Annotated in this window: 18 protein-coding genes and 1 tRNA gene; 8 read left to right on the top strand and 11 right to left on the bottom strand. The window is 55.5% G+C overall.

What is annotated here, in order from left to right; translation table 11 throughout:
• Window positions 1–8 precede the first annotated feature (8 nt).
• Window positions 9–1,112 carry an MBL fold metallo-hydrolase gene (locus tag F0320_RS05125; RefSeq protein WP_126329064.1) on the bottom strand — a complete coding sequence of 368 codons (1,104 nt, stop codon included), beginning with the start codon at window positions 1,110–1,112 and terminating at the stop codon, window positions 9–11.
• A 190-nt stretch (window positions 1,113–1,302) separates the two neighbouring features.
• Between F0320_RS05125 and F0320_RS05120 the strand changes: the two genes are divergently transcribed.
• The 3 genes from F0320_RS05120 (at window position 1,303) to nfsB (ending at window position 3,025) form a co-directional block, all read left to right on the top strand.
• The gene (locus F0320_RS05120) at window positions 1,303–1,893 is read left to right on the top strand and encodes a TetR/AcrR family transcriptional regulator (protein WP_047650501.1); all 591 of its coding nucleotides are present in this window, start codon (window positions 1,303–1,305) and stop codon (window positions 1,891–1,893) included.
• Window positions 1,883–2,251 carry an MmcQ/YjbR family DNA-binding protein gene (locus F0320_RS05115; RefSeq protein WP_023310662.1) on the top strand — a complete coding sequence of 123 codons (369 nt, stop codon included), beginning with the start codon at window positions 1,883–1,885 and terminating at the stop codon, window positions 2,249–2,251. Before F0320_RS05120 ends, F0320_RS05115 begins: the two co-directional genes overlap by 11 nt.
• A gap of 120 nt (window positions 2,252–2,371) precedes the next feature.
• Entirely contained in the window at window positions 2,372–3,025 is a 654-nt protein-coding gene (gene nfsB / locus F0320_RS05110) for an oxygen-insensitive NAD(P)H nitroreductase (RefSeq protein WP_024906901.1), read from the top strand.
• A gap of 27 nt (window positions 3,026–3,052) precedes the next feature.
• Here the strand turns inward: nfsB and F0320_RS05105 are convergent, their stop codons facing one another.
• Together F0320_RS05105 and F0320_RS05100 are read right to left on the bottom strand one after the other, a co-directional pair.
• A complete protein-coding gene (locus tag F0320_RS05105) occupies window positions 3,053–3,655 on the bottom strand; it encodes a hypothetical protein (protein WP_126329065.1) in 603 nt (200 codons plus the stop codon).
• Window positions 3,656–3,805: 150 nt separating this feature from the next.
• Window positions 3,806–4,675 carry a helix-turn-helix transcriptional regulator gene (locus F0320_RS05100; RefSeq protein WP_126329066.1) on the bottom strand — a complete coding sequence of 290 codons (870 nt, stop codon included), beginning with the start codon at window positions 4,673–4,675 and terminating at the stop codon, window positions 3,806–3,808.
• Between the two features lie 107 nt (window positions 4,676–4,782).
• Between F0320_RS05100 and F0320_RS05095 the strand changes: the two genes are divergently transcribed.
• Both F0320_RS05095 and F0320_RS05090 read left to right on the top strand, forming a co-directional pair.
• Window positions 4,783–6,219 (top strand): MFS transporter, encoded by a 1,437-nt coding sequence (locus F0320_RS05095; protein ID WP_126329067.1) that lies wholly within the window; start codon window positions 4,783–4,785, stop codon window positions 6,217–6,219.
• A gap of 65 nt (window positions 6,220–6,284) precedes the next feature.
• On the top strand, window positions 6,285–7,529 hold the full coding sequence (locus F0320_RS05090; protein ID WP_047650498.1) for a mechanosensitive ion channel family protein: 1,245 nt from the start codon (window positions 6,285–6,287) through the stop codon (window positions 7,527–7,529).
• Between the two features lie 86 nt (window positions 7,530–7,615).
• Here the strand turns inward: F0320_RS05090 and pheP are convergent, their stop codons facing one another.
• The 7 genes from pheP to F0320_RS05055 all read right to left on the bottom strand — a co-directional run bounded on the left by pheP (window position 7,616) and on the right by F0320_RS05055 (window position 16,475).
• Entirely contained in the window at window positions 7,616–9,004 is a 1,389-nt protein-coding gene (pheP, locus tag F0320_RS05085) for a phenylalanine transporter (protein ID WP_047650497.1), read from the bottom strand.
• Between the two features lie 103 nt (window positions 9,005–9,107).
• Window positions 9,108–11,291: a TonB-dependent receptor gene (locus F0320_RS05080; RefSeq protein ID WP_126329068.1), complete on the bottom strand. Its 2,184-nt coding sequence runs from the start codon at window positions 11,289–11,291 to the stop codon at window positions 9,108–9,110.
• 178 nt (window positions 11,292–11,469) lie between these two features.
• The gene (locus F0320_RS05075; protein ID WP_126329069.1) at window positions 11,470–12,492 is read right to left on the bottom strand and encodes an ABC transporter ATP-binding protein; all 1,023 of its coding nucleotides are present in this window, start codon (window positions 12,490–12,492) and stop codon (window positions 11,470–11,472) included.
• A gap of 1 nt (window position 12,493) precedes the next feature.
• On the bottom strand, window positions 12,494–14,068 hold the full coding sequence (locus F0320_RS05070; protein ID WP_185807248.1) for an ABC transporter permease: 1,575 nt from the start codon (window positions 14,066–14,068) through the stop codon (window positions 12,494–12,496).
• A 24-nt stretch (window positions 14,069–14,092) separates the two neighbouring features.
• Complete coding sequence (locus F0320_RS05065) at window positions 14,093–15,109, bottom strand: iron ABC transporter substrate-binding protein (RefSeq protein WP_126329070.1); 1,017 nt, start codon at window positions 15,107–15,109, stop codon at window positions 14,093–14,095.
• Between the two features lie 356 nt (window positions 15,110–15,465).
• The gene (locus F0320_RS05060) at window positions 15,466–16,296 is read right to left on the bottom strand and encodes a CPBP family intramembrane glutamic endopeptidase (RefSeq protein WP_126329071.1); all 831 of its coding nucleotides are present in this window, start codon (window positions 16,294–16,296) and stop codon (window positions 15,466–15,468) included.
• A gap of 102 nt (window positions 16,297–16,398) precedes the next feature.
• Window positions 16,399–16,475 (bottom strand) — tRNA-Arg (locus F0320_RS05055).
• Window positions 16,476–16,753: 278 nt separating this feature from the next.
• On the opposite strand from F0320_RS05055, the gene F0320_RS05050 reads away from it, so the two are divergent.
• The 3 genes from F0320_RS05050 to fimZ all read left to right on the top strand — a co-directional run bounded on the left by F0320_RS05050 (window position 16,754) and on the right by fimZ (window position 19,638).
• Complete coding sequence (locus F0320_RS05050; RefSeq protein WP_047650492.1) at window positions 16,754–17,452, top strand: EAL domain-containing protein; 699 nt, start codon at window positions 16,754–16,756, stop codon at window positions 17,450–17,452.
• 24 nt (window positions 17,453–17,476) lie between these two features.
• Window positions 17,477–18,205, top strand: a complete 729-nt coding sequence (locus F0320_RS05045) for a helix-turn-helix transcriptional regulator (RefSeq protein ID WP_047650491.1) — start codon at window positions 17,477–17,479, stop codon at window positions 18,203–18,205.
• A gap of 800 nt (window positions 18,206–19,005) precedes the next feature.
• Entirely contained in the window at window positions 19,006–19,638 is a 633-nt protein-coding gene (gene fimZ / locus F0320_RS05040) for a fimbria biosynthesis transcriptional regulator FimZ (RefSeq protein ID WP_008499339.1), read from the top strand.
• Window positions 19,639–19,689: 51 nt separating this feature from the next.
• Here fimZ and sfmF read toward each other — a convergent pair whose 3' ends face one another.
• A complete protein-coding gene (sfmF, locus tag F0320_RS05035) occupies window positions 19,690–20,211 on the bottom strand; it encodes a fimbria assembly protein (protein WP_045620360.1) in 522 nt (173 codons plus the stop codon).
• Between the last annotated feature and the right edge of the window lies 1 nt (window position 20,212).

Genomic DNA, 20,212 nt, shown 5'->3' with positions numbered 1-20,212 from the left:
CTTAAACATTATTCCCACCACGCACGAAAGGTTTGCGCGGTGTCACTCACCCGCACGGGCTCACCCAGTTCCGGCGTCAGCAGCCGATAATTTTTGTCCTTGCTGGCGCGCGCCAGCTGGATCAGCGGATCGTTCCAGGCGTGTTTCGCCAGCACGAAGCGTCCGTTGTGCCCCGGCACCACGGCTTTGGCGTTGAGATCCGCCGAGGCCTGCGCCGTTTCCTCCGGCAGCATGTGAATGTACTTCCAGTCCTGGTCGTACTGGCCGTTTTCCATGATGGCTAAATCCACCTCGCCAAACTGTTCGCCGATGGCCTTAAAGTGCGGGCCGTAACCGGAATCCCCGCTGTAATACACCTTCTGCTCCGGCGTGACGAACATAAAGCTCCCCCACAACGTCCGATCGCGCTTGATGCCGCGTCCGGAGAAGTGGCGCGCCGGCAGAACATGCACCGTCAGTTCATCGCTGATGCGTACCGACTGGTTCCAGTCGCGTTCGTCAATAATCTCAGGCTTCATCCCCCAGTAGCGCAGATGGGATCCCACGCCCAGCGGGGTCACCACGTGCTTTACCTTCGGCAGTAGCGCTCTGATGGTGGCGTAATCCAGATGATCGTAGTGATCGTGCGAGATAATCAGCAGGTCGATGTCCGGCATGCTTTCAGCGCGCCACGGGTACTCCCCGGCAAAGGCTTTATTGAGGAACGAGAACGGCGCGGCGTAGTTGCCGAGCACCGGGTCGATCAGGATGCGTTTACCCGCGAGCTGCAGGTACCACGAGGAGTGGCCGAGCCACACCAGGGTGTCCTGCTCCAGCGGCAGGCTCGCAAGATCGGTTTTCACCAGCGGCAGCGGCTGGGCCGGTCGCGCGTTTTCGGTTTTTTTGGTCAGAAAATCCCACGTCGCGACCAGCATATTTTTGTCGCCGTTATAGCCCGGCGTCGGCAGCGTATTGTGGAATTTCCCGTCGCGATACTGGGGAGAGGCCTCCACTTCAGTGAGCTGCTCACCCTGCGGTGGCTGGCCGAATCCGGCATTCAGAACAAACGGTAAACTCGCAGCTGAAGCTATGATCATGATTAACACCACGCAGATGAAGAGAGGTTTTTTCATATCCAGACCCGAAAACGCGCCCCATCCGATAGTTTGCGCGGGGTAAACTTGATTATGAGTGAGTAAGCACTCATTATAGATATGATGATAAAGTCGTCAAGACGTTTTCGATCTTTGACATTCCGCGTTGCAGCGTGTCAAAGCACGTGTTTCAATCAGGGTTTTTATAATTGACAGGGGGAAAAATTTAGTGGCACGTCCGAAGAGTGAAGATAAAAAACAGGCCTTACTGGAAGCCGCAACGGTGGCGTTTGCACAGTCAGGTATTGCCGCCTCAACGGCGTTAATTGCCCGCAAGGCGGGTGTCGCCGAAGGCACCCTGTTCCGCTACTTTGCTACCAAAGACGATCTGCTGAATGCCCTTTATCTCCATCTGAAGCAGGATCTCTGCCAGACCATGCTGGCAAACCTCGATCGCACCATTACGCTGCCAAAAGAACATACCCGCAATATCTGGAACAGCTATGTGGACTGGGGGATTCGTAACCCCGTTGCTCATGCGGCGATCCGCCAGATCGGCGTCAGTGAAAAGCTGAGCGCCGAAACGGAACAGGCGGTGAAAGAGATGTTCCCGGAACTCCATGAGCTGTGCCGCCGCTCGGTGCGTCAGGTGTTTATGTCAGATGAATTTAAAACGTTTGGCGATGCGCTTTTCTTATCGCTGGCCGAATCTACGATGGAATTTGCCACTCGCGACCCTTCCCGCGCCGTTGACTTTAAAGCGCTCGGCTTCGAGGTGATGTGGCGCGGGCTTGCCCAGGAAGAGAACGATGGACAGTAAGGCATTGCAGGAGCATGCAAAACGCGTGGCGCTGGAGCTGCCGTTCACCGAACACTGCTGGCCGTTCGGTCCCGAGTACGACGTGTTTAAGGTGGGCGGGAAAATTTTTATGCTGATGGCCACCGTACGCGGACGACCGCACGTCAGCCTGAAGTCAGACCCAGAAAAATCCCTGTTAAATCAGCAAATTTATCGCGGCGTTGAGCCGGGCTATCACCTCAATAAAAAACACTGGATTTCGCTTTACGGCACTGACGACATCACGCCTGAACTGGTCGCCGACCTGATCGCGGATTCGTGGAATCTGGTGGTCGATAAGCTGCCGAAAAAAGACCAGAAGTGGATCCGGCCGGTCTGATTGTTCGTCTGAGACGAACAGATTAAGCGCTCGAATTGCACTTATCTTTTTCCGCGTCCCGCTGTAATCTGCATTACTTTCGCGCCCGAGAGCGGGCGAATTTCATCACCAGGAGTTGTTATGGATATCATTTCTGTCGCCCTGAAACGTCACTCTACCAAGGCGTTCGACGCAAGCAAAAAACTGACCGCGGAAGAAGCGGAAAAAATCAAAACCCTGCTGCAGTACAGCCCGTCCAGCACCAACTCCCAGCCGTGGCACTTCATTGTGGCCAGCACCGAGGAAGGTAAAGCGCGCGTGGCGAAATCTGCCGCGGGTACCTACGTGTTCAACGAACGCAAAATGCTGGATGCTTCCCACGTGGTGGTGTTCTGCGCGAAAACCGCGATGGATGACGCCTGGCTGGAACGCGTCGTCGATCAGGAAGAGGCCGACGGTCGCTTCAACACGCCGGAAGCCAAAGCCGCAAACCACAAGGGCCGCACCTATTTCGCCGATATGCACCGCGTGGATCTGAAAGATGACGACCAGTGGATGGCGAAGCAGGTTTACCTGAACGTCGGTAACTTCCTGCTGGGCGTAGGCGCGATGGGTCTGGACGCGGTACCGATTGAAGGTTTCGACGCCGCCATTCTCGACGAAGAATTTGGCCTGAAAGAGAAAGGCTTTACCAGCCTGGTGGTGGTACCGGTTGGGCACCACAGCGTGGAAGATTTCAACGCCACGCTGCCGAAGTCTCGCCTGCCGCTGAGCACGATTGTAACCGAGTGCTGAACAAAACGGGCCGCGCAATGCGGCCCGTTACGCTTTACTGATGACTAACCTGCGATGTGGATGGACATCGCGATCGTATCCCCAGGCAAACGCAATCCAGCGCTCTTCCAGCTCGGCGTATGAACTCACCGGTGTTAAGTGCCACTCTTCGCCTACCGTACCGTCCGCCACGCTTATCTGATAATTCATACTGAACGCCCAGTCGATCATACGTAACCAAAACCGCTGCCCGTCTCCGGTTTGCTCGCTGTCAGAAACCACAATGTCGTATTCGCTTAGCACCCACTGGAAGAAGGATTGTGGTAAACCACTGATGACACGCTGATGAACCGCGCGTGGCGTACGCCAGACCATAACCTGTGTCGCAGCCCCGTGGGGAAAAGTAATTTCTTTATGAAACGTCAACTTAACGGCATACGCCGTATAAGGTTTTCCGTCGTCGGTAGTCACGAGACGATAATCATCGCCGTAACGCGATTTTAACAGGCGATATCCCACAGGCAGCATAAATCCGGGCAGGTGAAAATCCACCGTGCCTCGCGCAAGAAACGCTTCAGTATGTTCGACGTTTCGGGAGATAAGGCTTAATTTTTGGCTGAAATCTGCGGAATCAATCATCAGTGGCGACATGGTGGTTTCTCATGGCGTGAGTATAGACGACTTAACACCCCATCGAAATGATGTCGATTCATTCGAGGGGTTTACGTTAAACCCCAACTTACACCTGTTTCATCCATTCAGCAGACTCGGCTCTTACTCCCTGAAAGCCCCTCGCAAAAATTATTTCCCCTGCTCCGCCAGCCACGCCATCGCCCTCTCTCCGGCTTCATCCACCGGCAGATACACCAGCAGCCGCGAGCCGTTTCGCGGCGCAGAGTACCAGTACATCTGCTGCAGCGTAAAATCCCCCAGCTCGGGATGAGTAAACAGCTTGAGCTGGTTTTCCACGCCGCGCACGTCGTTGCGCTGGTGCCACAGGGTTTTGAACTCTTCAGACACCGCAAAAAAACGCGCCAGCTTCGCTTCCCAGAGCGGGTCTCCCCGGTGTTCGGCCATCGCCGCGCGGAAGTACGAGACGAAAATCGGCAGCACGTCGTCGCGTCTGCCGAGACGCGCTCGCCACGCCGGATGGGTGAGGAACAGGTAAATACAGTTGCGGTCTTCCGGCGGAATTTCATTGAAGTCGACGCCCATCAGGTGCCCAAAGCTGTCGTTCCACGCCACGATATCGAAGTTGGGCTTCTGAATGCTGGCGGGTTTTGGCAGCAGGGTGTCGAGCAGGCGACGCGTGCCCTCGCTGATGCCCTCGCAGCAGACCGCCTGCGGCGCTTCGCCCGGCGGTAAACCCGCTAACAGAAACAGGTGTCGGGCCTCGGTAGGGGTGCACTGCAGCGCTTTTGCCACAGCGGCCATCACCGTGCTGGACGGATTAACGTCCCTGCCCTGCTCAAGCCAGGTGTACCAGGTCACGCCCACGTCCGCGAGCATCGCCACCTCTTCCCGGCGCAGACCCGGCGTGCGGCGACGACCGCTGCGCGGCAGGCCGAGACGCTGCGGATCGAGGCTTTCACGTCGTGCGCGCAAAAATGCCCCCAGCTGTTTTCGGGTGTCATCCTGAAGAGAGACGACGGGTTCAGACATCAAGGCCATAAATCCCCCTGCATGGTAGTGCCAGTACCAGTATAAGCAAGAACTGGTACCCGTTTATTAGATGGTTGATGCTACGACCATCTGTTGAATGACGCAATGGAGTTACCATGAATACGTCAGTTGTTTCACCGGGCCGCGCTGGCCTGATATTGCTGCTAACCGGCCAGATGCTGCCGATGATTGATACCTCAATCACCAACGTGGCGCTGGACGCCATCACCCATTCGCTGCACGCGACCGCCACCGAGCTGGAGCTGATTGTCGCACTCTACGGCGTGGCCTTCGCCGTCTGCCTCGCGCTCGGCAGCAAGCTGGGGGATAACCTTGGCCGTCGGCGTCTGTTCATGTGGGGCGTCGCGAGCTTTGGCCTGGCCTCGCTGCTCTGCGGGATGGCGGGGAACATTGAACAGCTGCTGGCCGCGCGCATCGTTCAGGGGGCGGGTGCCGCACTCATCATGCCGCAAATTCTTGCCACGCTGCACGTGACGCTGAAAGGTACCGCCCACGCTAAGGCCATCAGCCTGTTTGGCGGCATCGGTGGGATTGCGTTTATCGTCGGGCAAATGGGCGGCGGCTGGCTGGTGTCGGCGGATATCGCCGGGCTGGGCTGGCGTAACGCCTTCTTCATCAACGTGCCGATCTGTCTGGTGGTGCTGGCGCTGAGTCGCCGTTTCGTACCCGAAACCCGTCGCGAGACGCCGTCACGCATCGACTGGACCGGAACCGTGCTGCTGGCGATCATTCTTTGCTGCCTGCTGTTCCCGATGGCGCTCGGCCCCCAGTGGCACTGGTCGTGGCCGCTGAAGGTTATGCTTCTCGCCATTCTTCCTTTGGGCTGGCTGACGGCGCTGAATGCGCGCAAAAAGGAGCGTGAGAATGCCCACCCGCTGATCCCGCCGCGCCTGCTGCAGCTTCGCAGCGTGCGCTTTGGCATTCTGATTGCGATGCTCTTTTTCAGCGTCTGGTCCGGATTTATGTTCTGTATGGCGCTGACCATGCAAACCGGTCTGGGGATGGCGCCGTGGCAGTCCGGAAACAGTTTTATCGCGCTGGGCGTAACCTACTTTATTTCGGCGTGGTTCGCGCCGCGGCTGATTGCTCGCTACAGCACCAGTACCATTCTGCTGACGGGTCTGGCGATCCAGATTGCCGGCCTGCTGGCGCTGATCGCCACGTTCCGCGTCTGGGGAATGGAGAATACCGCCCTGACGCTGGCGCCCGCGACCGGGCTGGTCGGCTACGGGCAGGCGCTGATTGTGAACAGCTTCTACCGCATCGGGATGCGCGATATTCAGCCTGACGACGCGGGGGCCGCGAGCGCCATTCTCAGCACGCTGCAGCAGGCCGCGCTGGGGCTTGGCCCGGCCATTTTCGGCGCGATTTTGCTGCACGCGCTGCAGAACCATCACGGCGATTACACCCAGGCGGTGAACGTCTTCCTGATGGTGGAAACGGCGATGATGGTGGTGCTTGCCCTGGCAACGCTGCGCATCCGCCATAGACTGTGCCTACCGGTGGTGAAGGTCTGCCAGGCCACCAAATAAGCCCGTGAATTTGCATAATAGATCCGCAGCCGCCATTATGGGGCTGCATCAATACAGGAGACGTTATGCAGGAATTAATTGCTCAGGTTGAAGAGTTAGGCATTGAAATTAATCAGACCACCTCTTTAGTGATTATCTTTGGTATTATTTTTCTTACCGCCATCATCGTTCATTTTATTCTGCACAAAGGGGTGCTTCGCGCTTTCGAAAAACGCGCGCAGGCCAGCAGCCATTTATGGCTGCAAATCATTACCCAGAATAAATTATTTCACCGTCTGGCCTTCACCCTTCAGGGGATAATCGTCAACGTCCAGGCGGTACTGTGGCTGCAAAAGGGCAGCGAAGCGGCGGAAATTCTCACGACATGCGCAAAGCTGTGGGTCATGGTGTATGCCCTGCTCTCCTTCTTCTCGCTGCTGGACGTGATTTTTAATCTGTCGCAAAAAATGGCCACCGCATCACAGCTGCCGCTGAAGGGGATCTTCCAGGGCATCAAGCTGGTGAGCGCCATCCTGGTGGGGATATTGATTATCTCCCTGCTCATCGGCCAGTCCCCGGCGATTCTGATAAGCGGTCTGGGCGCCATGGCTGCCGTCCTGATGCTGGTGTTTAAAGACCCGATACTCGGACTTGTGGCGGGTATTCAGCTTTCCGCCAACGACATGCTCAAGCTCGGCGACTGGCTGGAGATGCCGAAATACGGTGCCAACGGCACGGTGACGGACATCGGTCTGACCACTGTTAAGGTGCGCAATTTCGATAATACGATTACGACCATTCCGACGTGGGCGCTGGTCTCCGACGCCTTTATCAACTGGAGCGGCATGTCGGCCTCCGGCGGGCGACGCATTAAGCGCAGCCTGAACATTGATACCACCAGCATTCATTTTCTCGACGAGCAGGAACAGCAGAAACTTATTCAGGCGAAGCTGCTGAAGCCCTATCTGGCCGCGCGACATGAGGAAATTAATCTGTGGAATCAGCAGAACGGTGAAGGGGAATCGGTATTAAACCTGCGCAAGATGACCAATATTGGTACCTTCCGCGCCTACCTGAACGAATATCTGCGCAACCACCCGCGCATTCGCAAAGATATGACGCTGATGGTGCGCCAGCTAGCGCCTGACGCGAATGGTTTGCCGATTGAAATATATGCCTTCACCAACACGGTGATCTGGGCAGAATATGAGGAGATTCAGGCCGACATCTTCGACCATATTTTCGCGGTGGTGGATGAATTTGGGCTGCGTATTCACCAGTCTCCGACAGGGAACGATATTCGCTCCCTGGCGGGCGTTATCGCCAGATAATCAGCTTGCGCCGCCGGGCGTGAAGGCAGATGCAGTCTGGTGCCCTCACTCCGGCTCTCTCCCACAGGGAGAGGGAGAAAAACGTGCTACTTTTTGCGGGAAAGCTTAAACGCCACAAACAGGAAGATAACCCACACCGGCAGCAGCATCGCCGAAAGACGCATCTCATCCATGGTGCACATCAGCACCAGAATCAGCCCCAGGAACGCGATACAGATATAGTTCCCCGCCGGATAGAGCAGCGCTTTGAACTGCGTCTCGCGTCCCTTGCGGCGCATCGCGGCGCGAAAGCGCAGGTGCGCCAGGCAAATCATAATCCAGTTCAGCAGCAGCGTGGCAACAACCAGCGCCATCAGCAGGCCAAAGGCCTCTTTCGGCAGGAGATAGTTGATCAGCACCACCAGCGACGTAATGGCACCAGAAAGTAATAATGAGTTCACCGGCACGCCGCGACGGCTGACGCGGGTTAAGAAGCGCGGTGCGTTGCCCTGAACGGAGAGGCCAAACAGCATACGGCTGTTGGAGTAAACGCCGCTGTTATAGACAGACAGCGACGCCACCAGAATGACGAAGTTCAGCGCCGAGGCCACCACGTTGCTGTTCAGATCGTGGAAAATCATCACGAACGGGCTGCTGTCGGACTTCACTTCCACCCACGGATAGAGCGCCAGCAGCACAACCAGCGAGCCGATGTAGAACAGCAGAATCCGGTACACCACCTGGTTGACCGCTTTTGGAATGCTTTTATGCGGGTCGCGCGCTTCCGCGGCGGTAATACCAATCAGCTCTAATCCACCGAAGGAGAACATGATCACTGCCAGGGAGAGAATCAGCCCTTTCCAGCCGGTGGCGAGGAAGCCGCCGTGCTGCCACAGGTTGTCGATCGTGGCGCGCTCGCCGCCGTGGCCGGAGAACAGCAGCCACAGGCCAAAGCCGATCATCCCGATAATCGCCAGCACCTTGATCAGCGCAAACCAAAACTCAGTTTCGCCATACAGTCGCACGTTGACGAGGTTAACGGCATTAATAATGATGAAGAAGGCGGCCGCCCAGATCCACGTCGGGACATCCGGCAGCCAGTACTGCATGTAAATGCCTGCGGCGGTCAGCTCCGCCATCCCCACCAGCACGAACATCACCCAGTAGTTCCAGCCGGACAGGAAGCCTGCAAACGGGCCCCAGTATTTATAAGCAAAGTGCGCGAAGGAGCCTGAAACCGGCTCTTCAACAACCATCTCGCCAAGCTGGCGCATGATCAGGAAGGCGATAATCCCGGCGATACCGTAACCCAGCAGCACCGCCGGGCCAGCCATCTGAATAGCGGGGCCGATGCCGAGAAACAGCCCGGTACCGATCGCGCCGCCAAGGGCAATTAACTGAATATGTCGATTTTGCAAACCACGTTGCAGCGTCGGATTCTGATCCGACGAGGCTTCAGCGCTACCATGGCCTGAAGCGGATGACGCGTCTTTCACGTCCTACCCCTGTCTCTTTTTTAGAAGGGGCACGTTTTAACACTTCATGCTGGAGGTAGCAAGGGATTGGGGCATCCCTGCCCCGGATAACGAGATGGAACGCTTAGAATTCGTAGCCAACCGAGACCTCAAAGGTGCGCGGCTCGCCCTGCGTGATATAGGTACCGGAATCGTCCACGCTGGCCCAGTAGTTTTCATTGGTCACGTTGTCGATGCCCGCACGAACCGTCATCTGGTTTTCATTGTGGTTCACCGCGAAGCGATAGCGCATCCCCAGATCCAGCGTCGTATAGCTGTCGAGCTTTTTGGTGTTTGCCAGGTCAGCGTACTGCGCGCCGGAGTGGTTCACGCGGGCGGTGGCGGTGAGGCCGTCAATCGGCTTGATGTCGTACTCTGCGCCCAGCACGGCATAGAAGTTCGGCACGCCAATGGCATCATTACCCTGATTCACGCCATTTTTGGTTTTGGTCAGCTCGGCCTGCAGCCAGGTGGCGCTGGCGTTCAGACGCATCCCCAGCACTGGCTCGCCGAAGACGTTCAGCTCCACGCCACGGTTTCGCTGCTCGGCGTCCAGGCCGTAGTGGCCGCTGTCGTCGAGGATCGCCGACGGCATCTTAATTTCAAACAGCGCAAGCGATCCGCCCACGCGGCCGAAGTCTGCCTTCACGCCCACTTCGTTCTGCTTAGAGTGAACGATACCGGTGCTCTGGCCATAGTTGGTGGCGGTGTTAGGCGCGGTTTTGCCCGGCTGCAGCGCTTCGGTATGGTTAGCATAGAGGGAGAGTTCCTCCCACGGCTTGTAGACCACGCCGTAGGTGGGCATCCAGCGGCTGCCGTCGAAGCCGTCCGCCGCGTTTTCCGCACCGGTAACTTTGTTATATCCGCGAACGACCACTTTCTGATGGCGGGCGCCTGCGGTGAACAGCAGCCTGTCGTCCAGCACGCCCAGCGTATCGCTTAGCAGCCAGCCCTGGGTACGGGTGCGCCCGCTGGTCAGCGGATCGCTGTACTTCCCGCCAGAGCCGTTCAGGTTGGTGCTGTCCGGCATATCGACGCCGGTGTTGTGGTAGATGTTGGTGGTCGGGTTATCCTTCGTCGCCGACATTTTCCACGCGATTTTTTCGTTTTTGGTCATCGCTGAATAGCCGACGTTGACCTTGTGCGAGACGAAGCCCGTACTGAAGTTACCGCGAACGCCCGCCATGCCGCTGACGGAATCGCTGATGCGGTTGGTATCAAGGCGGCTGACCGTTGCCTTGCCGCTTTTATCCACCAGCTTCGGCGCGCTGTAGATGCCTTCCTCATGCGCGTGCTGCGCGCCCAGACCGGTATAGGCCGTCCAGCCGTCGGTGATGTCGTACTCGCTGCGCCACATCCCAAATTCGTTTTCGATGTTGCTGTAGGCCCACTTCTGCGAGAAGTTGCGATCGTTTTTCGGCGGCTCGGGCACGAAATCCACCGCGGAAATATTGACGCTGGTCGGGCTGCCGTGGAAGGTTTTCTTCTGATAGCCCAGATCCAGCGAGGTGCGGAAGCGGTCGCCCGTGTAATCGAGACCGGTTGAGAGCAGCGTGGTGCGGCGGTGGTCATTCGGTATGCCGGTTTCCCCTTCGCGATGGACCAGGTTCACGCGCGCGCCGAACTGGTCGCTGTCGCCGTAGCGACGGCCCGCATCCAGCGTAGTGCCAATCTGGGAGTCCGAGGTGTAGTCCACGCCGACTTTCGCCTGCGGGAGTGACCCCGCGTGTTTGGGCTCAAGGTTGATCATCCCGCCCACGCCGGAGCTTGCCGCGCCGTTCATCAGCGAGTTGGCCCCTTTGAAGATCTCTATGCGGTCAACCATCTGGGTATCCACAACCTGGCGCGGCAGCACGCCGGACAGGCCACCGAAGGTCATATCGTCGCCGTCGAACTTCAGGCCGCGGATGCGGTATGTTTCCGCGCTGTTGCCGTACCCCTGAACGAACTGCACGCCCGCGTCGTTCGCGACGACATCGGCAATGGTTTTCGCCTGCTGATCTTCCACCAGCTTCGAGGTATAGCTGATGATGTTGAACGGCACGTCCATGGCGTTCTGCTGGCCCAGCATCCCCATGCGCCCGCCGTTCGCCACCTGTCCGTCAAGGAAGGCCGGTACCAATTGGTCGCCACCGGGTTTGAAATCGCTGGCAGGTTTAGCCTGGACAACGAGGGTGTCCTCTTTTTTATCGTCCGCCGCAATGGCGGAATGTGTCGCCGCGCCAACGGCGAGCGCCAGCAGCGTTTTGTGCATGATGGTGTTGTTCATCGTTAACTCATTTTAAAGTGCGCGCAAAAATGACCCGTTGTCGGGCCTTAGAATATGTTGAACACAATGCAAATGAGAACTATACGTATTATCTATGCGTTAGCAAGTGTAACCGCGTTCATGAGGAGGTTTGCCGAGAAAAGAGGGGAACAACCACCCCGTTTCGGGGCGGTGAATATCACAAAACGCGCGCGATACCTGCAACATCAATGCGCACCGCCGTGCCCGGGTTCCATCCAGGCTGGCTGACGGTCTTCAGAATTACGGGTTGTTTCTCCCCGGCTAACGCAAGGGTGAGCGTCGACAGCTGGCCGGTGAAGTCGACGTCGAGAATCGAGATCGGGCTTTCATGCGCTGCACATGCCGTCACGCGTAATTGTTCAGGGCGCATCATTACCCTGCCCTGTCCTGTCGCACGCGCGTTGTCCGTCGGCACTTCACCCAGCGCGCACACGGCATACCCGGCCGCAAGCTGAGCAGGCAGGATCACGGCATCGCCAAGAAACAGCGCCGTCTCTTCGTCAACCGGACGGGTGTAAACCTCATAAGGCGTACCGACCTGCGTGAAGCGCCCTGAGCGCATGACGGCAACCTGCGTGGCAAAGGACAACGCTTCGTTCTGATCGTGGGTGACCAGAATCGAGGCCACGCCCGCTTCGGCCAGCAGATCGGCCGTTGCCTTACGCGTCATGGCGCGCAGGCCGGTATCCAGAGCCGAGAAAGGTTCATCCAGCAGCATCAGTGAAGGACGCTGGGCCAGCGCCCGGGCAAGCGCCACGCGCTGCTGCTGACCGCCAGAAATCTCGTGGGGCCAGTGCGTTGCGAGCTGCCTGTCCAGAGAAACCATCTCCATCAGCGCCTCAACGCGCTGGCGCTTCTCCTGGCGAGTGCCGTCCAGCCCCCAGGCGATGTTGTCTGCCACATTGAGGTGCGGGAACAGCGCGCCTTCCTGAGGCACAAACCCGATCCGGCGCAGGTGGGCGGGAACAAAACTGTTTTCATCGAACAGCGTTCTCCCCTGCATGACAATGCGCCCGGTGTCAGGCGTTTCGAACCCGGCCAGAATACGCAGCAGCGTGGTTTTCCCCGACCCGGACGGCCCGACAATCGCCGTCCTGCTCCCCGGCGCCACGCTCAGGTTTAAGCTGTCGAGCACCTGCACATCAGAAAACGATTTAGAAATGGCGGTTAATTCAAGCATGTCATAGCCCTGCAATTTTTTTCGACTGCATATAGAGAATGGTGGTCAGCGGGAGTGAAATCAGGATCATCAGCATCGCGTAAGGCGCGGCGGCAACATAGTCAATTTCACTGGTAAGCGCCCAGAATCCGGTGGAGAGCGTGCGCGTACCCAGCGGAGAGAGCAACAGCGTGGCGGTCAACTCGTTGCTGACGCCGAGGAAAACCAGCGCGGCCCCCGCTGCCGCACCCGGCGCGGCCAGCCGCATCGTGACGCTCCAGAGCGCCTTCGCGGGCGTGCTGCCCAGGCTGCGCGCCACGTTTTCCAGCTCAACCGGCGCCTGCGCAATCCCCGCCCGCAGGTTGATGAGCGCGCGGGGCATAAACATCAGCAGGTAGGCCAGGAACAGGGTAATTTCCGTCTGGTAAATGGGACGGGCGTAATGAATGGTGACGGTGACCAGCGCCAGCGCCGTGACGATGCCCGGCAGCGAACTGGTGATATAGATGCACCCTTCCAGCATCCGGAAGATGCGGTGCGGATAGCGAATACCCAGCCACGCGATGGGGATCACGCACGCCGTCGTCAGAAGCGCACCGCCCACGCCGAGCATCAGCGTCTGGCGCAGGGAGTGCCAGAGATCGGCACTCATCCAGTTCTGCACGCCGCCGAGCCAAATCCAGCGACACAGAACAACTAACGGTACGCCCAGCGCCAGTACGATCAGCACGATGAAAAACAGCTGGCCCAGCGCGGCGGCCACAGGCTTCAGCGGCCAGCGTTTCTGCTCGCGCGCGGCCCCGGCGCCAATGCGCGCGTAGCGTGCTTTTCCGCGCGTCACGCCTTCCAGCACTAAGATAGCCAGGCAGCATAACGCCAGCACGCCCGCCAGCATGTTCGCCGCCGGGCCGCTGAAGGTAGACTGGAACTGGTCATAAATTGCCGTGGTGAAGGTATCAAAGCGGATCATCACGTACAGGCCATATTCCGCCAGCAGGTGCAGCGCCACCAGCAGCGCGCCGCCGCAGATAGCCAGCTTGAGCTGGGGCAGCACCACGCGGAAAAAGACCCGCCACGGCGGCGTACCCAGCGAAGCGGCGACATCTTCAAGCGTCGGGTCAAGGCGACGCAGCACCGCCGCAACCGGCATATAGATAAACGGATAGTAGGCAAGAACGGAAAGGAACACGCCCGCGGAGAGCCCATGCATAGACGGGACAGCGCTCACCCAGGCATAGCTTTGCACAAACGCGGGGATCGCCAGCGGGGCGACCGCCAGTGCGGACCAGATCCCTCGCCCGGCAAGCTGCGTGCGCTCCGTGAGCCAGGCTATCGCCACTCCCGTCACGATACACAGCGGAACCGCTAAAGCCATCAGCCACAGCGTGTTGCTGAGCAGCTCTGCAACACGCGGGCGAAACACCAGCGCCTTAATGGTTTCCCAGCCGGTCTCAATGCCAATGGCAATGATAAAACCCAAAGGCAGAAGCGCCATTAATGAAAACAAAACAGCTAACGCAACCATCGGCAGTGCAGGACGCTTGCGGGCAGGCTCCTGCACTCTGTTTTTTCCGATGTCGAGACTCAGACCAGACATAAGGCGTTCACTTCACTCTCAGGATCACAGCAGACCGGCTTGCGTCATCAGCTCGATAACTTTTTTACTGTTGAGCGTTGAGGGTTCAACTTTCGGTGCGTCAAGATCTTTCAGCGGGACCAGTTTCGGGTTGGAGGCCGCGTTCACGCCCACTGCGTATTCAAAGGCATTGTTGGTACGCAGGCTTTCCTGGCCTTCTTTACCGGTAATGTACTTGATGAAGGCCTGCGCCTGCGCTTTGTGTTTGCTGGACGCCAGCACGCCACCGCCAGAGAGGCTCACAAACGCGCCCGGATCCTGGTGTTTGAAGTAGTAGAGCTGGGTGTTTTTGCTGTTTTCACCGGTTTTGGACTGATCGACAAAACGGTAGTAGTGATAAATCACGCCGCCATCAATCTGACCGGCATTGACGGCTTTCATCACGGTGCTGTTGCCTTTATAGGCGACGAAATTGGCTTTCATCGCCTTGAGCCATTCCAGGGTGGCCTTCTCGCCTTTCAGAGCCAGCATTGCGCTCACGATGGCCTGGAAATCCGCGCCTGACGGTGATGCCGCCCAGCGGCCTTTCCACTCAGGCTTTGCCAGATCCATCAGCGACTTAGGCAGCTGCTGTTCGCTGAGTTTTGCCGGGTTATAGACGAATACCGTGCTGCGTGCCGCAATGCCGATCCAGCGACCGTGCGCCGGACGATATTCTGCCGGTACCTGTTTCAGGGTATCTGCATCCAGCGGCGCAAACAGGTTGGCATTATCCACCAGCACCATTGAAGGCGAGTTCTCCGTCAGGAATACGTCTGCCGGGGACGCGCTGCCTTCCTGAACCAGCTGGTTACCCAGTTCGCTGTCATCACCATTACGCAGAGTGACCTTAATGCCGGTGTCTTTGGTAAAACCGTCAACCCACGACTTCACCAGGTTTTCGTGCTGCGCGTTATAAACAACGATACCTTCGTTGTTATCGGCGGCAACCGCTTGTGTGGAAAGGAAAAGGGATGAAGACAACAAGGCAAGCGAGAAGCAGGACAGCAGGCGAGAATTCATGAACACATCCTTAATTGACCAACGTGATTAACGACTCATAGCTTTGTGGGACAGGATTAAAGCATACAACAACGCTAATGATAATTAGTATCAATCGAGTTTAGGCGTAAAAGTGTAAAATTTCTTTTTAGAAGATTTTAGAATGATAAAAATCCAAATTTTAATGAGAGATAATTTTTAGATTAAGAAAACCTTAAGCCTGCATACAATGAAATTCATTAGCCTTCTATTCATTATGACGCGAAGGTAAATCAGTTATTCACGCGCCCGTTATATATAAAAAGCCCCAGTATTTCGGGGCTTTTTATGCTTATCCGGAAGTAGCCAAATTTATAAGGCTACTATTTTAAAACGCATCACATTGCTGCGTGAGGGGAATACATCGGATAGGTGAAGAACAATAAATGCACGCAGTTCAGCCCAAAATGGAATAACGTTGCAACCCAAAGCCTGCCGCTCCACATCCACGCCAGGCCGTAAATAATGCCGGAGAGGCTGGCAAAAATAATCAGTAGTAAACCGCCGCTATAATGCATCAGCCCAAAGATGACTGAGGCAATCAGCAGCGCGACAACAGGATGAATAATCCGGGACAAGCGTTGCTGCAGGTAGCCTCTGAACAAGGCTTCCTCGGCCAAAGAGACGAAGAAAATATTCGCAAGGGCAAATTGAGCGAACCATTCTGGCGCATGCGGCTCAATTCTCAGCCCACCTAATGCAACAGCCAGAAGTAACAGCGCGGGTATCGCAAGAATCAATATTCCCCATCCAACCTTACCCGCTTTATAGAGTGGTTTTGCTACGAATAACGTTGGCATGCACGTGATTAAAAAGAACGGCACCAATGCCTTGTCCATATTAAAGTACATACTGAACGGTATGCTTTGCGGACCAACGACGACAGCATCCAGCACTTTGGGGTTATGAAAACCCGGGATCACATGCAAAACCAGCGCAACGGCGATGGCCACGCACAGGCCTTCGACCAGATATGTATATTTATTATTTTTATTACGTAGCCATTCAACAACAGACCAGCCAACAACGATGGATGCAATAACCAGCAGCGCCGGGGCGTCAAGAATACTTTGTTTCCAGCCGAGAAATGCCGTTAATCCCAGCATCAGGTAAGCCAGGCTTCTATTAAGGGAGAGTGCGGCAAGCGAAGTTGCGAGTAGATACCACATAAATGTCCTTCTTGACCGGTAAATTTTAGGGGCGATGTCCCAAATATGTCCCACAACGAAAATCAGGAGGATGTGAAGGAGGCGTAACTCTATGAAATGAAATGGCACGCCCTGTAGGATTCGAACCTACGACCTACGGCTTAGAAGGCCGTTGCTCTATCCAACTGAGCTAAGGGCGCACTGATATGCGTGTACTTCGCGGTGGTGAAACGCGAAGAATTATACGGTCAATGGCAGGTGAGTCAATGCCTTTTCCGTTTTCCACGGCAATTACCGCTAGCCGATTGTAAATACGGCTATTTTCTCAACATTTCGTCCTGTTTCACCGTAAAATTTAGCGCTGCGAAAAGGCTTAGTTGCATTTAAGTAACGCCTGCTGTTTTCCTGAACGTCAGCTCGTCACACTAGAGTCAGGTATCCCGGCCGCCTGGAGGCTGACAGACAACAGGACAATGGAGTGACAGCGCAAAACCCGATCGATACGCCCCCCCGGTTACAGTACATTTCTCAGGACATCGTCGGCATTAAGCTTGAGCCCATCGTCGCCCTTTCCTCCCTGCGCCAGGTTGGCGTGGAGGTACTTAGCGTCCTGGCCGACACGCGGAACAGCGAGGACTTTTTTTGCGATCGGTCCGCAGAGTGGTCGATAACGCTGCTTGAAGCGCAGCTTGCCGCGTTAAAAAATACGCCGCACGGTCATAATCTTTTTATTAATTTGCCGATAACCGTCCTGACAGAGCCCGCGTCTTTTCAGCGACTTATCCGGTTGCCAGGCGTGCCGCTCAATATTGAGATTGTCGACCTCGCGTCATTTTTGGCGCTGTCCCTCGTACAGAAGCAGCATGTGGTTCAAAATTTGCGGCAACTTAGCAAACAGGGACACGCTATCTGGCTTGATGACGTGGATGACGTCACTGTGCAGTCTTTTTTATCCTACCGACTCCCGTTAAGCGGCATCAAAATAGATAAGGAAGCATTCTGGCGTTTACGCGACACCCCTGCGCTGAGGCAACTGGTTTCCCTTTGCTTTCAGCTTGCCGGGAAAGTGCTTATTGAAGGTATTGAGACTGAACGCGATCGTACCTGGGCACTGCAGGCAGGCGCAGACCTCGGCCAGGGATATTACTGGCCGTCCTGGACATGGCCGGAGGATTAAAAAGCCATTTCCAGGAGGGAGACCATGCGAATGACAGTGCGCCGTTACCGGCGGCGGCGTACAGGAAGTGATGCACTGGGATTTACGCGCTCACCTTTTGCTCCCCCCTTTTTCGACCGGCTCGAATTCTTGAGCCAGTCTATCAGCCAGCCCCGCAAAACCGACGCCCCGTTTATCCTTCTGGTGACGGAGGATCACTACCTGCGCACCGGTTTTCTCAACGGGCAGTTTCCCCTGAGCAGCTGCTGCGACTACGCCACGCTGGACGACGCCCTTATCGCTCAAACGCAGTGGCCTTCAGCCCGTCTGGTCGTGGATATTGAAAGCCGATCCACGGGGCTTCTGGAGAAACTGGATCAGTTGAGACGGCATAGCCTGTTTCCTCCGTTCCTGACGCCATGGCTGTTGGTCCGGGCCGATAATTACGACACCCGCCTCTTCTGCAAAGCGGCAGGTCCCTTTCATGTGCTCGAACGTCAGCTGAACGCCGCTGCGCTCCAGCACAGCCTGCTGGATACCCTCCCTCCGCCGGGTACCGAGAAAGACTGGTTCTCGCGCAACGAATGGCCCATCCTGCAGGAACTTTCCCGGGGCAAGACATTGCGTCAGATTGCCCTTATGCAAAATCGCCCCTATAGCCGCATTATCTATCGTCTCAGCTGCATCCTGCTGAAGCTGGGGCTAAGCCATCGCCAGGAATTACTGCATCTTCTTAATAACCTCTCAGACTGCACGTTTTCACTCACGTCCTAACCCCTTATTTCCTAAAGCGGTTTAAGAATTTACTTACCACCATCGTTGCAAAAATGTTAATTTTTAACAATAAAATCGAATTTATAACTATTCCTAATTTATGGGTGTGAACCTTGTGAAATGCCACAGATTAACGAAACGGCAGCACTTTCCTCCATCCGTTAAGTGAATGAAGAAGGCGTTAACAGGATGATAATGATGTAAAAACAAGCAACTTAGCGACAACTGCCAGGAGGAAAAAGCGAAGCGGATAGCATGTTCTCCTGTACAGGAGATGCGGGCCTTCGGGTAAACCTGGGCGCTTTCAGATGAAGGTCTGACGGCCTGCGAGGGCAATTTTCAACCTCACCTCTGTGGGTTTGTCCCTTTAAAAGAGGTGTATTTTTGTTAACAATTAATCAACATACAGAGATATCTGTTATTTTTTGTTATTACATAAAGATGAAAATATGCGGTAAATGAGATAACAGGATATTTCCGCTAATTTTAAAAAAATAGCGATTCAGATCCAGAAGATAATACAAACCAATACCCTCATATTAATTTACAGGGTTTTCGGAAAAAACTTACCCTGTATAATAAGATGCGTATCAAATATGAATAAGAAAAACCTTTTTGCCAACACCAGCCTAATGAGATGACCGCGCTGAGGCATAGTTCTTTTCATTACGTAAACAAGGATGCTTTCGCTCTTTCCAGGGAAATACTACGGTATAGGGATCTGCACATTATATCCTTCCGGCATTTCGAGAGTTTTACCAAACTCTGCATAACGCTTTTAACAATCTGAGGCATTAAAAATGAAACCGGCATCCGTTATCATTATGGACGAACATCCTATCGTCAGAATGTCGATAGAAGTCCTGCTACAGAAAAATAAGAATATCACAGTCAAGCTCAAGTCTGGCGATAGCCATGAAGTCCTTGACTGTATCCGCAATCACCCTATCGATCTGGTGATCCTTGACATTGAACTCACGGGCACGGATGCTTTCGCTTTACTTAAGAGAATCAGAAACTTAAACAAAGACATTAAGGTTCTGTTCCTCTCGTCTAAATCAGAGTTATTTTACGCGGGTCGCGCTATTCGCGCCGGGGCAAATGGCTTCGTCAGTAAACGAAAAGATTTGGGTGAGATCTACAACGCCGTAGAAATGATCCTGATGGGCTATTCCTTTTTCCCGTCGGAAACCCTGAACTTTATAAACCATTTGGGGTCAGGGAAAGGGATGGCTGTCGATATGCCATTATCGAATCGCGAGGTCACGGTATTACGGTATCTGGCGAATGGATTATCCAACAAGGAAATTGCTGAACAGCTACTATTAAGCAACAAGACCATTAGCGCGCACAAATCCAATATTTATTCCAAGCTGGGTGTGCAAAGCATCGTGGAATTAATTGATTACGCTAAAGCCCACGAGCTGCTATAACCTGAATTCACTCCCCGCAGCTTATCTGAGCTGCAGGGAGTGCGGTCAGTGCTAATTATAATTAATCATGAAGGTGGCATCCGCATCGGCCCGTCCGGGCTGAGGGTTATCGGCAGTGGCAATATAATTGGCATAAAATGACAGAATCGCATTTCCCTGCGCATCAACCGAGACCGGCTGGCTGGCCTGCTGAAGCGCCAGCCGCGTTTTATCCGCATCCCTGATCTCAACGGCGACATGGCTTGCTGTACTGGCGTCATTCAGCGCCAGCAGGCCGCTATTGCTCCCGTCGGCTTTACCCGAAAACGTAATGGACGCCGCGCCCGGCGGGCAGCCGGTCAGCTTCAGCGTAAACGGCATAGGCTGCGTGCGGCTCCCGGTGGTGCTGAGCTGTTTCGTGGGCCAGGTGCCCAGCGGGACGGCCTTGTCGCTGTCGCTGCCCTCGGCAACGCAGGTAAAATCGACGATATTGCCGTAAAGCCGAATGTTAATCTCGCCCAGGGCGGTGTCCGCCTGAGCCTGTGTGCAAAGCGCAAAGAGCGCCACGGTGATAAAACGGATCCCGTTTCGCATA

Source organism: Enterobacter dykesii (assembly GCF_008364625.2).
Taxonomy (GTDB): domain Bacteria; phylum Pseudomonadota; class Gammaproteobacteria; order Enterobacterales; family Enterobacteriaceae; genus Enterobacter; species Enterobacter dykesii.
Note: the sequence above shows the minus strand (reverse complement) of the source record. Positions and strands in the feature narration are given on the sequence as shown.